Source organism: Vibrio sp. THAF64 (assembly GCF_009363455.1).
In the GTDB taxonomy this organism is placed as follows: domain Bacteria; phylum Pseudomonadota; class Gammaproteobacteria; order Enterobacterales; family Vibrionaceae; genus Vibrio; species Vibrio coralliilyticus.
Window position 1 is genome coordinate 2,971,777 of sequence record NZ_CP045355.1, and the last position, 15,211, is coordinate 2,986,987.

The following is a 15,211-nucleotide window of genomic DNA, read 5'->3' on the forward strand; positions in this document are numbered from 1 at the left end:
GAAGACAAAAACATAACGATTACTGGAGACAATGATGAGCAAAGAATTTGGTGAACTACTGGTGGAAGGGAAAAATCTAGTTAAAGACTTCCCGATTAACAGTAATGCGCTGCAGCAACCCATGATGCGCGCGATAAACGACGTATCTTTTAAAATGTACAAAAGCCGTGGCCTGTCAGTGGTTGGTGAATCAGGCTCAGGCAAATCGACCACTGCCAAGATGATCGCAAAGATGTATGCCCCAACCAGCGGCACCATTGAATACAAAGGGCGTGATATCCAGACTATTGGCTCTCGCTCTGATCTGATGGCCTATCGCGAAGGCGTGCAAATGGTCTGGCAAGACCCATTTGGCTCTCTTAACCCAACCCATAATATTTTCCATCATATTGCCCGCCCATTACTGATCCATAAAAAGGTCAAACCGGGAAATAAGAAGGAATTGGAAGAGCGTGTCTACGACTTGCTGGAACAGGTGGGGCTTATTCCTCCTAAGGAAACCGCGCAAAAATTCCCGCATCAACTTTCCGGCGGCCAGCGCCAAAGGGTTAACCTAGCGCGTAATATTGCCGTGGGTGCTGAGGTCGTGCTCGCTGATGAGCCGACATCCATGTTGGATGTCTCGATTCGAGCTGGCGTTCTCAACCTGATGGAAGAGATGAAATTTGAAAAGCAGATGTCACTGCTCTACATCACTCATGACATCGCAACTGCGCGCTACATCGCTGAAGATCTTGCCGTAATGTACGTCGGTCATATGGTTGAGTGGGGAGACACAGAAGAGATCATTCACAACCCTCAACATCCATACACTCAATTACTGGTTTCCGCTGTACCGGATCCAAGCAAATCGATCCATGAGCAGCTAAAAGGCAATAAAGGTGAGATCCCTCTTTGGACACCTAATTCCTTGGGCTGCCCATTTGCTGGACGTTGTCAGCATGCAACTAACCAATGCCGTGAACAATTGCCAGAAGTCACTCAACTGTCAGATAACCACTTTGTGCGTTGTTACCTATATCAAAGCTAAAACCATATTGAAGCCAGCCTAAGAAGCTGGCTCATCAGATTCACTCGGAGATTTTAATGCTGCTACTTACTAACCACATTGGTTATGAATCCCTGGGACCAAAGCAGGCTATTCTGATGGCAGATGTACCCAACCTACCATCTTCCACTGCCCTTTTGGTGTGTGCAGATAGTCATCAGACTGTTGCGTCACTGGATGTCGAGACTGGCACTCGAGTCGCAAATTGGCACCAGGGATATTTTTTTCGCATTGATTTTTCCAACGTGAAAACACTAGGGCGCTACTACCTCAAATACAATAGTTGTCAGTCCTCTATTTTTTTGATCGATCAAGATCTGCTCTTCACCTCCACACTGTCCGACGTACTGCACTATTTTAAATCCCAACGCAGCAGCGGCATCTACGATCGTCAGGATCAAAACATACCGCTATTAAACAGCAGTCAAACTGTCGACGTCCGTGGCGGATGGTACGATGCCTCGGGTGATGTCAGCAAATATTTAAGTCACCTCTCTTATGCCAACTACTTGAACCCACAACAAATTCCAATGGTGGTGTGGAATATACTCAAAGGTCTTGAGCTATGTGAGACCAGCTCAAAGCTGGCAGCATTTACGCAGTTACGTCTCAAAGACGAAGCTTTATTCGGTACCGACTTTCTGGTCCGGATGCAGCACGAGTCGGGATTTTTCTATACCACAGTATTTGATAAGTGGTCGAAAGACCCACAGCAGCGTGAGATATGCTCTTACGCAACGCAAGACGGTCACAAATCAGACGACTTTCAGGCTGGCTTTCGTCAAGGCGGTGGTATAGCCATCGCAGCATTAGCGGCAGCAGCACGTTTGGATATCCATGGCGACTTTACCACTCAGCAATACCTTGATGCAGCTGAGTCCGGTTACCACCACCTGAAAGAACTCAATTGCCACTACCTCAATGATGGCGAAGAAAACATCATTGATGAGTATTGCGCACTGATGGCCTGCGCTGAACTGTACAAAACGACACAAAATCATCTCTATCTTGAAGAAAGCCGATACTGGGCGACACGTTTAACGCAGCGACAACAATCAGATGAACTTATCCAGAATTTCTGGTCAGCGAATAAGGACGGCTCACGCCCTTATTATCATGCAGCGGAAGCCGGCTTACCTGTCATTGCTCTGTGCCTGTATTTAGAGGTTGAAGATGATCCACAACGACGCCAATCAACAGTCGACACCATCACACATGCGTGCCAATTTGAGCTGTCTATCTCCACTAAAGTCGCCAACCCTTTTGGCTATCCGCGGCAGTATGTAAAAGGCGTCAACCAAGCAAAACAGGACGCTTTCTTCATCGCTCAGAATAATGAGAGTGGCTATTGGTGGCAGGGAGAAAATGCCCGTTTAGCGTCATTGTCCGTGATGGCGTACCTCGCTCAGCCACATCTATGCGACGCCGAGCAAAAACACAAGCTCAACAAGTTTTCCCAAAATGCTCTCAATTGGATTCTCGGCCTCAACCCGTATGACATGTGCATGTTAGATGGGCACGGACGCAACAACCCCGACTATTTACCACACCTTGGATTTTTTAATGCCAAAGGAGGAATTTGTAACGGCATAACGGCAGGGTTCGAGGATTCAGAGGATATTGCATTTAACCCAGCCGGACAAAAGGACGACATGCTACAAAACTGGCGCTGGGGCGAGCAATGGACTCCTCATAGTGCGTGGTACTTGCTTGCCATCATGACTCAGCAAGCTCATTTCAGTCGCGTAGAGGAGCAGTAACATGACTCAGTATTTTGTCGGAATTGATGGCGGAGGTACATCTTGCCGAGCACGCATCAGGGATCAACACGGTAAGCGACTTGGAGAAGGTAAAAGTGGCAGCGCCAATATTCTTTTAGGGGTCGATGTGGCACTTCAGTCGATTGTTGACGCGGTCACAATCGCTGCACAAGAAGCCGGACTCGACTCATCTCAACTAAAACACATGCATTTAGGATTAGCCTTGGCTGGTGCAGAACAAAAATCTGCTTGGCAGGAGTTTATGGCTCAAGCTCATCCTTTCGCTTCCATTGTACTCAATACCGATGCTTATGGGGCTTGCTTAGGCGCACACAATGGCGACAGTGGAGCCATCATGATTGCTGGGACAGGATCTTGTGGCATTTATTTGTCCGGCAATGAGCAGCATGTTGTAGGAGGGCGAGAGTTTCCTATTTCCGATCAAGGCGGTGGCGCCGTGATGGGACTGACACTGATTCAAAAAGTGCTCCTTGCTGAAGATGGTATTGGTGAAAAAACACCTTTATGTCAAGAAGTTATGACCCACTTCTCCAACGATGTCGACCAAATTGTTAGTTGGTCGAAAAACGCCTTACCCCGTGACTATGGCCAGTTTTCGCCAATGATTTTTCGCCATGCGGCCCAAGCCGATGCATTAGCTATCTCGTTGCTTCAGCAAACTGCAGCCGACATTGAAATGTTCATTCTCGCCTTACATAAAAAAGGCGCCAACCGAATTTGCCTAATGGGCAGCATAGCAGAGCGTATGCATGACTGGCTTTCGCCTCCCGTTCAACAATGGATTGTTGAACCCCAATTCGATGCCATTGAAGGGGCATTAATGTTTGCTGGCAAACCAGAGCATAACCTGTATTAAAGGGGATACCATGAGTTATCGTATTGACCTCACCGTTCTGTCAGAGCATAAGCAATACTGTCGATTTGGTCTGACGCTGCACAATCTGTCGGATCAAGCACTAAACAGTTGGCATTTGCAGTTCATCATTGACCGCTACATCCTTCCTGATAGCTTTAGTCATGGTTCGATCAAACAAACAGGCAGCTTTTGCGTTGTTACTCCGGATAGCCACACACTCGACGCAAATCAGCATTATTACTGCGAATTTAGCATCAATACAGCGCCATTGCGCTTTTACACTGACGGCCTCAAAGATGCTTTGATTGTCAGTGACAATGGTGCCAGTGAGTTAGCTGTGACGTTGACGCCTATTGCTCTCGCCTCCCCCTATCAAGAGCGCACCCAACTTGACCCGACACCTGCTGCAGAGCACTCACTGATCCCAGCACCCAACCAGATCAGTTATCAGGGTGGAACCTTTCATTTATCGACTACCAGCCAGATTACTCTACAAACTGCGCAAGCCGAAAAAGCCGCGACTTGGCTGGAGGAAGAGCTGACCAATCTATTCGGCTATCAGGCCAAGGCCATTGGTCAAAGCGAAATCCTGTTTCGCAATAATCCAACGCTGGATGAAAGTCAGTATCAGCTTATCGTATCCGCTACAGGTGTCAGGATTGAATCGGCATCAGCAGCAGGTTTCGTACATGCCAGTGCCACGTTAATGCAACTCATAACACAAGATAATGACCAATTATCAGTGCCTTATGTCAAAGTAGTGGATAAGCCTCGCTTTAAATACCGAGGCATGATGCTCGACTGTGCTCGCCATTTCCATTCAATCGACGATATCAAACGGCTAATTAACCAGCTCGCCCACTACAAGTTCAATACTTTTCACTGGCATTTAACCGACGATGAAGGCTGGAGACTGGAGATCAACGCCTTTCCTCAACTCACACAAGTGGGGGCATTTCGGGGAAGAGAGTCGGCACTCAAGCCGCAGTTTAGTCATCTTTCGCCAGTATATGGCGGGTATTACTCTCAGCATCAGGTAAGAGAAGTGATTGCTTATGCTCAAGAGCGAGGCGTTACCGTGATTCCTGAAATTGATATTCCGGGTCACTGCCGAGCAGCGATTAAAGCCCTTCCTGAATTGCTTCTCGACCCGAGCGACAAATCGGAATACCGTAGTATTCAACATTACACCGACAATGTTCTCTCTCCTGCAATACCGGGGACTTATGAGTTTCTCGATAAAGTGCTTGAGGAGGTCGCCAGTCTATTTCCAGCCCCTTGGGTGCATATCGGTGCTGATGAAGTGCCTGATGGCGTTTGGCTTCAGAGCGCGAATTGCCAAGCATTGATGGAATCTGAAGGTTACCAGAATACCAAAGAACTTCAGGGGCACCTGCTGCGATATGCCGAGCAGAAATTACGCTCTTTGGGCAAGCGCATGGTCGGCTGGGAAGAAGCTCAGCACGGAGATAAAGTCAGCAAAGATACCGTGATTTATTCTTGGTTGAGTGAAGAAGCAGCCCTCAAGTGCGCCAAACAAGGTTTCGATGTTGTCCTACAACCGGCCCAATCCACCTATCTGGATATGGCTCAGGATTATTCCCCGGAAGAACCTGGCGTCGACTGGGCGAATGTCATCCCTCTCGAAAGCGCGTATCGCTATGAACCTCTGGCTGATATTCCAGAAGAAGACCCAATCCGTAAACGTATTCTTGGTATTCAGTGCGCTCTATGGTGCGAACTTGTCTCCCACCAGCAAAGGCTGGACTACATGGTGTTCCCTCGCCTGACAGCAATAGCAGAAGCTTGCTGGACAATGAAACAACATCGCGACTGGCACGACTATCAAGCAAGGCTGAAAGGCCACTTATCTTTACTCGATAAACAAGGCATCAATTATCGCAACCCTTGGAAATAACTTTTGCTGACGGCCATAGCCCTTAGCAGTTTTCTCTAGCAAATACATTAGGCCGCTGTCTCAGTGGCTGTAGGAAAAGGAATAAAACATGAAATACGGCTATTTCGATAACGAGAATCGTGAATACGTCATCACTCGCCCTGACGTACCTGCGCCATGGACAAACTACCTAGGCACTGAGAAGTTCTGTACGGTTATCTCGCACAATGCGGGGGGCTATTCGTTCTACAACTCGCCAGAATACAACCGTGTTACTAAATTCCGCCCGAATGCGACCTTCGATCGCCCAGGACATTACGTTTATCTGCGTGATGATGAAACAGGGGATTACTGGTCAATCTCTTGGCAACCAGTGGCCAAAAGCCTAGATGAAGCAAACTACGAAGTCCGTCATGGCTTGTCATACTCTAAGTTCAAGTGTGAATACAGCGGCATTACCGCGACGAAAACACTCTTCGTCCCTAAAGGCGAAGACGCAGAAATTTGGGATGTGGTGATCAAGAACACCTCTGACAAACCACGTACCATCAGCGCGTTCTCTTTTGTTGAATTCTCATTCAGCCATATCCAATCTGATAACCAAAACCATCAGATGTCTCTGTACTCCGCAGGTACGACTTACAATGAAGGCGTAATTGAATACGACCTGTACTACAACACCAACGACTTCGAAGGTTTCTACTACCTTACTTCGACGTTTTCTCCAGATTCTTACGATGGTCAGCGTGACAGCTTCCTAGGTCTTTACCGCGACGAAGCTAACCCAATCGCCGTGGAAAAAGGCCAATGCTCCAACACGGCTCAGACTTGTTATAACCACTGTGGCTCTCTGCACAAGCAATTCTCCATCCAACCGGGTGAAGAAGTTCGCTTTGCCTACATTCTAGGTATCGGCAAAGGCAATGGTGAGCGCCTACGTGCTAAATACCAAGACCTAGCAGAAGTCGATAACGCCTTCGCTGGTATCAAAGCCCACTGGGATGAGCGTTGTGGCAAGTTCCAAGTGAAATCGCCAAATGAAGGTCTGGATACCATGATTAATGCATGGACACTATACCAAGCTGAAACCTGTGTCGTGTGGTCTCGTTTTGCATCCTTTATCGAAGTGGGGGGGCGTACGGGCCTTGGTTACCGCGATACCGCACAGGACGCGATTTCAGTCCCTCATGCCAACCCAGCAATGACACGCAAGCGTATCGTTGATCTACTGCGCGGACAGGTGAAAGCGGGTTATGGTCTGCACCTATTCGATCCAGACTGGTTCGATCCGGAGAAAGCAGACGTGAAACCGTCTAAGTCACCAACGGTTGTTCCTACCCCTTCCGACGAAGACAAAATCCACGGCATTGAAGACACGTGTTCTGATGACCACCTATGGTTAGTGCCAACCATCTGTAAATACGTGATGGAAACCGGTGAACACAGCTTCTTTGATGAAATGATCCCTTACGCAGATGGTGGCGATGCCAGCGTGTATGACCACATGAAAGCAGCCTTAGACTTCTCTGCTGAGTACGTGGGTCAAACCGGCATCTGTAAAGGCTTACGCGCAGACTGGAACGACTGTTTAAACCTAGGCGGTGGCGAATCTTCAATGGTGTCGTTCCTCCATTTCTGGGCTTTACAAGAGTTCATCGACCTAGCCAAGTACCTAGGTAAAGACGCTGATGTTGAGAAATACTCCGAGATGGCAGCAAATGTCCGCGAAGCGTGTGAAGCACACCTTTGGGATGATGAAGGCGGTTGGTATATCCGAGGTCTCACCAAGAGCGGTGACAAAATCGGTACAGCACAACAAGCCGAAGGTCGTGTGCACCTAGAGTCAAACACCTTAGCCGTACTCTCTGGCGCGGTATCTCAAGAACGCGGCGAGAAAGCAATGGATGCCGTAGATGAGAACCTATTCTCTGAATACGGCTTACACCTCAACTCACCGTCTTTCGCCACACCTAACGATGACATCGGCTTCGTAACTCGAGTTTATCAAGGCGTGAAAGAAAACGGCGCTATCTTCTCACATCCAAACCCATGGGCTTGGGTTGCAGAAGCAAAATTGGGGCGTGGTGACCGTGCAATGAAATTCTACGATGCACTCAACCCATACAACCAAAACGACATCATCGAAAAACGGATTGCAGAACCTTACTCTTACGTGCAGTTCATTATGGGTCGTGACCACCAAGATCACGGGCGTGCGAATCACCCATGGCTAACTGGCACATCGGGTTGGGCTTACTTCGCAGTAACCAACTTTATTCTTGGCGTACGTACAGGTTTTGACGGACTGACGATTGATCCTTGTATCCCAACCAACTGGCCGGGTTTCGAAGTGACCCGTCAGTGGCTAGAGGCGACGTACAACATCAAAGTGGAGAATCCAGATTCAGTGAGCAAAGGGGTCAAATCGATCCTAGTCAATGGAGAAAAAGTGTCTGGCGCCACGATACCCGTACAGCCAAAAGGTAGCGTAAACGACGTCGTCGTTGTGCTTGGTTAACTACCCAATGAGCCTCTCACAGAGGCTCTTTTGTTGAATAAAGGATTAAAGCAATGATTAAGTTTGGTACTGGCGGCTGGCGCGCATTTATCGGTGAAGAGTTTACCAAAGACAATGTTCGCTTGGTTGCTCAAGCGCTGGCAAACATCATCAACAATGAGAAAGTCGCCGACAAAGGATTCATTATTGGTTACGACCGTCGTTTTTTATCCGACAAAGCGGGTCGCTGGTTCGCCGAGGTGCTTGCCGCTAACAATATACCCGTCAGTTTCATCGACAAATTTGTACCGACTCCAATTGTGATGTTTAAAGCCAAAGCAATGGGCTGTGCCTACTCGGCATGCATTACTGCGTCCCACAACCCAGCAGATTACAACGGCATTAAAGTCTTTATTGAAGGGGGCCGTGATGCGGATGAGATAATCACTGAAAAGATCGAAGCTCAAATTGCAGCTTTAACTGGCGATAAAGTGCAAAGCGTAGAGTTTGATCAGGCGGTTGAAGATAAACTGATTACGATCATTAACCCAATGAACGAATTCGTCGACTCGATCATCGACTTTATCGACATAGAAGCGATCAAAAAAGCCAATTTACGTGTATTGATTGATCCTATGTTTGGGGTGGCTAAAAACGCGCTGCAAACAGTATTAATCAATGGCCGCTGTGACGTTGATGTGATTAACGATGGCAAAAATCCTGACTTTGGTGGCTTGATGCCGTCTCCCAGCGCTGCCACTTTATATCGTCTAAAACATCTTGTTGCAGAGCAAGGTTACGATATTGGTATTGGTACTGATGGTGACGCTGATCGTCTCGGTATCATCGACGAAAAAGGCCACTTTATTCACCCTAATGAAGTGCTGATCCTGCTTTACTACTATTTGCTTGAGTACAAAGGCTGGTCTGGCTCCGTAGTTCGTAACATTGCGACCACTCATATCCTCGACAAAATAGCAGCAGACCACGGTGAGAAGAGCTTTGAAGTACCCGTCGGTTTTAAGCACATCAGCTCGCAAATGGAAGCCGATGATTCGTTGATCGGTGGTGAAAGCTCGGGCGGTTTGACCATTCGCGGCCATATCAAAGGTAAAGATGGCGTGTTTGCCTCCAGTCTGCTGGTTGAGATGATTTCAGTGACAGGCAAAAAGCTTTCTGAGCTGCTTGATGAAATCTATACCAAATACGGCTACGCCTATACGGCTGAAGGAGACTGTAGCTTTAAAGCCGGACAAAAGCAGGCACTGCATCACAAGATATATGTCGAGAAGCAACTACCACAGTTTGAGTTTGAAATTGAACGCGTGAGCTACGAAGATGGCGCTAAAGTCTATTTCAAAAATGGCGGTTGGGTAATTGCCCGCTTCTCTGGTACCGAGCCTCTTCTGCGTATCTTTGCCGAGATGGCTGACAAGGAGACCGCAGAAGGCATCGTTGAGCAGTTCAAATCATTCTTACAACTGTAACTAGCCTAGAGATCAAAACACCCAGCGATTTGCTGGGTGTTTTGTTATTTAAAAAGCCAATACGCCTTGCGTTTCAACTTTGACCGAGACAGGTTGACCTATCGACAGTGGCTCCGCTGAGCTGGCCAACAATCGGCTACCACTGGCATCAATCACATAACGGCAATGGTCACCCATAAACTGTTGCTCCAAGACCGTCACACTGCTCTCCTCAGTCGCACTGATCTGAACATGCTGTGGACGCAGCAACAGCTCACATTCCGCTTGTAGCTGAATTTCTTGCTGAGCTTGTGCTTCAACCAAACCTAGCTCAGTTTCAAACTCAGACTCAGACACACGCTTCGCGATCAGGTAGCTGCCACCACCTAAAAAATCTGCGACAAACTTGCTCGAAGGCTGATAGTAAAGCTCACTCGCCGTACCGTATTGTTCAATCACACCGTGGTTCATCACCGCCATCTTATCAGCAAAGGCAAACGCCTCTTCCCGACTGTGAGTGACAAAGATCGCCGTGACGCCATGCTTCTTGAAGATCTTACGGATTTCCGCAATCAACTCGTGACGAACCTGAGTATCAATGTTAGAAAAGGGTTCGTCTAACAGCAGTAAGTCTGGCTTGTACGCCAATGAGCGAGCAATAGCAACACGCTGCTGCTGCCCACCGGACAACTGATGCGGATAACGCTCTCCAAAACCTGTCAGATGAACCAGATCAAGCATTTCCGCGACTTTGGCTTTTCTGTCACCGTTAGCCAGCGTCTTGAGACCAAACGCCACATTTTCCTCAACGGTTAAGTGTGGAAAGAGCGCGTAATCCTGAAAGATCATGCCTATATTGCGCTGCTCAGGCGGCAGCCAGTGTTTACCGTCGTCAATCGTCATACAATTCAAACTCATTGAGCCTGAACTGAGCGGTAATAAGCCCGCAATCGCTTTAAGTAAAGTGGTCTTCCCGCAACCACTCGCGCCCAGTAAGCAAACAATCTCACCGTGTTCCACCTCTAGCGACAGAGATTCCAGCACCGTTGTCTGTTCGTCGTACTTACAGGTTAAGTTATTGATTGATAATGCACAGCTCATCAGTGTGTATGCTCCAGTGAACGGTTAACCATAACTAAGGGAATCAATCCGACTAATACCAGCAGCACCGCAGGTAGGGCTGCCAATTCGAGTTGTTCGTCAGAGGCAAAGTTGTAGACATAGGTTGCCAATGTTTCAAAGTTGAACGGCCTAAGCAGCAGCGCAGCATTCAGCTCTTTCATTGATTCAATAAAAACCAACAAACCGGCAATCAAGGCACCACGGCGAATCAGCGGGAAATGTACTCGCCACAACATCTGATTGGAATTGCACCCCATAGTGCGAGAAGCCATATCCAGAGAGGGCGAAACCTTATTTAAGCTGCTTTCAATACTGCCGATTGCGACTGCAGAGAATCGGACGACCAAGGCAAAAATAAGTGCAAACATTGAGCCAGAAAAAATTAACCCCGGCCTACCCCATTGCATAAATTTAGCAATGTCATTAACCAAGTGGTCCATAAACAAAACAGGGACCATTACCCCGATCGCCAGAACAGTACCTGGTACCGCGTACCCCATCGAAGACAAGCGCATAAACGCCAGCCCCTGACGGTTAGCTGCTAAGCGATTATAAAAATTCACAATGACCGCGACAATCACACCAATGACGGCCGCCGATAGCGAAACGTAGAGGCTATTCAGCGCATACTCTCTGAATTCCGGTGTCCAGCTCTGTGCAAAATACTTATAAGCGTAGATCACCAGTTGCATCAACGGGAACAAGAATGCAATCGCGACCAGTCCCCAGCACCAGGTCAGCGCCAGCCACTTCTTCCAGCCAGTTAACTCGTAGCGAAAATCTTCTCGGCTACTGAACTGATTCTGGAATAGTTTTTGTTTGCGGCGGCTATAACGCTCTGCGCTAAGCAGGAGAATCACAAACACCAACATAATGGCGGAAATCTTAGCGGCCGCAGTCAAGCTTGAGTAACCTAGCCAGGTATCGTAAACCGCAGTAGTCAGCGTGTTGACGGCAAAATAGCTCACCGTACCAAAGTCACCAATGGTTTCCATTGCGACTAGCGAGAGGCCAACGGCGATTGAAGGGCGAACGAGTGGAAGCGAGATACGACGGAAACTTTCCCAAGGAGAACATTTCAGCAAGCGCGCTGATTGCAGCAAAGAGACATTTTGCTCCATAAATGCAGCACGACACAGTAGATAAACGTAAGGGTAAAGCACCAATGCCAGCACGATGATAGCGCCAGTCAAAGTTCTGATATCAGGGAACCAATAATCTCCGGGACCCCAACCTGTTAAATCACGCAGCAAGATTTGTACTGGTCCGGCAAAGTCGAGCCAATCAGTAAAGATGTAACCAACGATGTAGCCCGGCATGGCCAGCGGCAACACTAAGGCCCATTGTAAAATCCGCTCGCTGGGTATCCGGCACATGGCCATAATCCAAGCAGAAGGAATACCAAAAACTAGGGACAGAGCCATTGTACCTGCGGCCAAGACTACCGTGTTAAAGGTATAGGTTGGCATTACCGTCGACATCAGATGCGAGAACAGGTCATCCGTCTCGCCGATAGAGGTAAGGAATATCGCTAAGATCGGCAAAACCAGTAGCAGGGCTAACGTCCCACTACTGGTTTTCCATAAATAATTATTTTCTTTCATCGCCTAACAATCACAGGTATACATCAATCAAATGCACTTGCTAATACATCTCATATACCTTTAACACGCTTAAGGGTCTGTTATACCCTTATAAACAAACAACCTCAAGTTACCCTTGTAAAAGAGCGACTTGAGGCTGTGTATATAAAGCGTCGAACGATTACAGGTCGAACTTCACTTCATCAAGAAGCTTGATTGCTGCTGCATGGTGATCAGCAATTTCATCTAGAGAAATAGTATCAGCTTTGAAGTCGCCCCAAGACGCTACTAGATCAGAACGCTTAACGCCTTCTTTCACTGGGTACTCGTAGTTCACTTCAGCGTACATGCTTTGAGCTTTATCACCCGCTAGGAATTCCATCAGCTTAAGTGCGTTCTCTTTGTTCGGAGAGTACTTAGCCATTGCCATACCAGAGATGTTTACGTGAGTACCAGTTGTGTTCTGGTTAGGGAAGTTAATGTAAACAGCATCAGCCCACGCTTTCTGCTCTTTATCGTTAACCATCTTACCTAGGTAGTAGCTGTTACCCAGAGAAACGTCACATAGACCTTCTTTGATCGCTTTAACCTGTGCTCGGTCGTTACCTTGAGGTTTACGCGCTAGGTTAGCTTTAACACCTTCTAGCCACTCTTTAGTTTCCGCTTCACCTTTATGAGCAATCATAGAAGAGACTAGAGAAACGTTGTAAGGGTGCTTACCACTACGAGTACAGATTTTGCCTTTGAACTCAGGCTTAGCTAGATCAGCATACGTGAAATCATCACCTAGCTTACCAACACGGTCACGTGAAGAGTAAACGCTACGAGTACGAGTTGTTAGAGCAAACCACTCATTGTCAGCATCTTGGTACTGAGCTGGAATGTTCTCTTCAAGAACAGCGCTTTCTACAGACTGAACCAAACCTTGCTTAGTTAGCTCAGACAAGCGGCTGATGTCTACGGTAAGAATCACGTCAGCTGGGCTGTACTCACCTTCTTGAGCTAGTTTCTCTGCTAGGCCTTTCTTTGCGAACTTAACGTTTACTTTGATGCCTGTTTCTTTAGTGAACTCGTTGAACATAGGTTCAACTAGGAAAGGTTGACGGTAAGAGTAGACGTTCACTTCTTCAGCAGCCATCGCAGTCGGTGCTAATGTTGCACATGCTAAAGCAGAAAGAGTCAGCAGTTTTTTCATTGGTTCAGTCCTTTAACTTCGTAATGATAACGTTTATCAGTTGCGTTATTATATTCATGATAATTTAGAAAACAATGACACAAAACAAAAAAACCTGCCCAGTAGAGCAGGTTTTTGAGTATTTTATTTGTAACAGTTTATGTCTTGCTCTGACTTACTTCACAGTCACAAATTCAGGATATGCACCAACACCACAATCGTGCATGTCCATGCCTTCCAATTCTTCATCTTCAGACACTCGGATACCAATAGTTGCTTTCAGAATAGCCCATACAGCAAGACTTGCACCGAATACCCAAGCAAATATAACCGCCGCCCCCAATAGCTGAGCACCAAACGTTGCATCACCATTACTCAGTGGCACAACCATCAAGCCGAAGAAACCACACACACCGTGTACCGAAATCGCACCCACTGGATCGTCAATCTTAAGCTTATCAAGAGCAATGATGCTGAACACAACTAGCGCACCTGATACTGCACCAATAGCTACTGCATAGATAGGAGATGGAGACAATGGGTCCGCAGTAATTGCAACCAGACCAGCCAGTGCACCGTTGAGGATCATCGTCAGGTCTGCTTTACCCCACGTAGTTTTACACACAAGAAGTGCTGCAATTGCGCCAGCCGCTGCTGCTGCATTTGTGTTGAGGAAGATTTGACCTACTGCCGTTGCATTCTCAAAGTCAGAAACCATCAACTGAGAGCCACCGTTGAAACCAAACCAACCGAACCAAAGGATAAAGGTACCCAGTGTTGCAAGAGGCATGTTCGAACCCGGAATTGGGTAAATCTCACCATTTTTACCGTATTTTCCTTTACGAGCACCTAGTAGTAATACGCCTGCTAATGCAGCGGCTGCACCCGCCATATGTACAATGCCTGAGCCTGCAAAGTCACTGAAGCCCGCTTCTGACAGGAAGCCTCCACCCCAAGTCCAGTAACCTTCCATTGGGTAGATAAATGCCGTAAGTACCATTGAGAAAATAAGGAATGACCACAGTTTCATCCGCTCTGCGACTGCACCAGACACAACAGACATAGCAGTTGCAACAAACACCACCTGGAAGAAGAAGTCAGATTCTAATGAATGGTCTGCACCTTCCCCTTGTGTTCCAATCAGTGCACCAAATGAAGGTAGCCAGCCGCCTTCGCCATTGTCGACATACATGATGTTGTAACCAACCACCAAGTACATGGTACATGCGATCGCGTATAGACAAACGTTTTTGGTTAAGATCTCAGTGGTGTTCTTTGAACGAACTAAGCCCGCTTCAAGCATGGCAAAACCGGCTGCCATCCACATTACTAACGCACCTGAAATGAGGAAGAAAAAAGTGTCCAGTGCGTAACGTAATTCCGTTACTGTAGTTGTTAATTCCATTTTAATGTCTCCAGTCCTTTGAATTCTTAAAGTGCCTCAGCGTCCATTTCGCCAGTACGAATACGTACTGCTTGGCTCAGGTCGTAGACAAAGATTTTTCCGTCACCGATTTTTCCGGTGTGCGCCGCTTTAGATACAGCTTCAATCACGCGGTCTACATTTTCAGCTTGTGTCGCGATTTCTAGTTTTACCTTGGGTAAGAAATCCACTTGGTACTCTGCACCACGATAAAGCTCGGTGTGGCCTTTCTGACGCCCAAACCCTTTCACTTCTGATACCGTCATACCTTCGATACCGACATCAGCAAGTGCTTCTCGAACATCGTCTAATTTGAATGGTTTGATAATCGCATTAATAAGTTTCATCGCATCCTCTCTGAAGC

Annotated in this window: 11 protein-coding genes; 6 read left to right on the forward strand and 5 right to left on the reverse strand. The window is 47.4% G+C overall.

Going from position 1 to position 15,211, the window contains the following annotated elements:
* Nucleotides 1–34 precede the first annotated feature (34 nt).
* From FIU99_RS13760 to FIU99_RS13785, 6 genes are all read left to right on the forward strand, one after another.
* Nucleotides 35–1,030, forward strand: a complete 996-nt coding sequence (locus FIU99_RS13760; RefSeq protein ID WP_019276911.1) for an ABC transporter ATP-binding protein — start codon at nt 35–37, stop codon at nt 1,028–1,030.
* A gap of 56 nt (nt 1,031–1,086) precedes the next feature.
* A complete protein-coding gene (locus tag FIU99_RS13765) occupies nt 1,087–2,808 on the forward strand; it encodes a glycoside hydrolase family 9 protein (RefSeq protein WP_006958098.1) in 1,722 nt (573 codons plus the stop codon).
* 1 nt (nt 2,809) lies between these two features.
* Nucleotides 2,810–3,685, forward strand: a complete 876-nt coding sequence (locus FIU99_RS13770; RefSeq protein WP_006958099.1) for an N-acetylglucosamine kinase — start codon at nt 2,810–2,812, stop codon at nt 3,683–3,685.
* A 10-nt stretch (nt 3,686–3,695) separates the two neighbouring features.
* The gene (locus tag FIU99_RS13775) at nt 3,696–5,603 is read left to right on the forward strand and encodes a beta-N-acetylhexosaminidase (RefSeq protein ID WP_006958100.1); all 1,908 of its coding nucleotides are present in this window, start codon (nt 3,696–3,698) and stop codon (nt 5,601–5,603) included.
* An 88-nt stretch (nt 5,604–5,691) separates the two neighbouring features.
* Nucleotides 5,692–8,100: a N,N'-diacetylchitobiose phosphorylase gene (locus FIU99_RS13780; protein ID WP_006958101.1), complete on the forward strand. Its 2,409-nt coding sequence runs from the start codon at nt 5,692–5,694 to the stop codon at nt 8,098–8,100.
* Nucleotides 8,101–8,153: 53 nt separating this feature from the next.
* Complete coding sequence (locus FIU99_RS13785; protein WP_006958102.1) at nt 8,154–9,566, forward strand: phosphoglucomutase/phosphomannomutase family protein; 1,413 nt, start codon at nt 8,154–8,156, stop codon at nt 9,564–9,566.
* A gap of 48 nt (nt 9,567–9,614) precedes the next feature.
* On the opposite strand, the gene FIU99_RS13790 is transcribed toward FIU99_RS13785, so the two are convergent.
* From FIU99_RS13790 to glnK, 5 genes are all read right to left on the reverse strand, one after another.
* Nucleotides 9,615–10,646 (reverse strand): ABC transporter ATP-binding protein, encoded by a 1,032-nt coding sequence (locus tag FIU99_RS13790; protein ID WP_006958103.1) that lies wholly within the window; start codon nt 10,644–10,646, stop codon nt 9,615–9,617.
* Nucleotides 10,646–12,271, reverse strand: coding sequence for an iron ABC transporter permease (locus tag FIU99_RS13795; protein ID WP_006958104.1), 1,626 nt, complete (start codon nt 12,269–12,271; stop codon nt 10,646–10,648). The genes FIU99_RS13790 and FIU99_RS13795 overlap by 1 nt, the downstream gene beginning before the upstream one ends.
* A 160-nt stretch (nt 12,272–12,431) precedes the next feature.
* Entirely contained in the window at nt 12,432–13,445 is a 1,014-nt protein-coding gene (locus tag FIU99_RS13800; RefSeq protein WP_006958105.1) for a Fe(3+) ABC transporter substrate-binding protein, read from the reverse strand.
* A 154-nt stretch (nt 13,446–13,599) separates the two neighbouring features.
* Complete coding sequence (locus FIU99_RS13805) at nt 13,600–14,829, reverse strand: ammonium transporter (RefSeq protein ID WP_039951271.1); 1,230 nt, start codon at nt 14,827–14,829, stop codon at nt 13,600–13,602.
* A 26-nt stretch (nt 14,830–14,855) separates the two neighbouring features.
* Complete coding sequence (gene glnK / locus FIU99_RS13810; RefSeq protein ID WP_004742633.1) at nt 14,856–15,194, reverse strand: P-II family nitrogen regulator; 339 nt, start codon at nt 15,192–15,194, stop codon at nt 14,856–14,858.
* Nucleotides 15,195–15,211 lie beyond the last annotated feature (17 nt).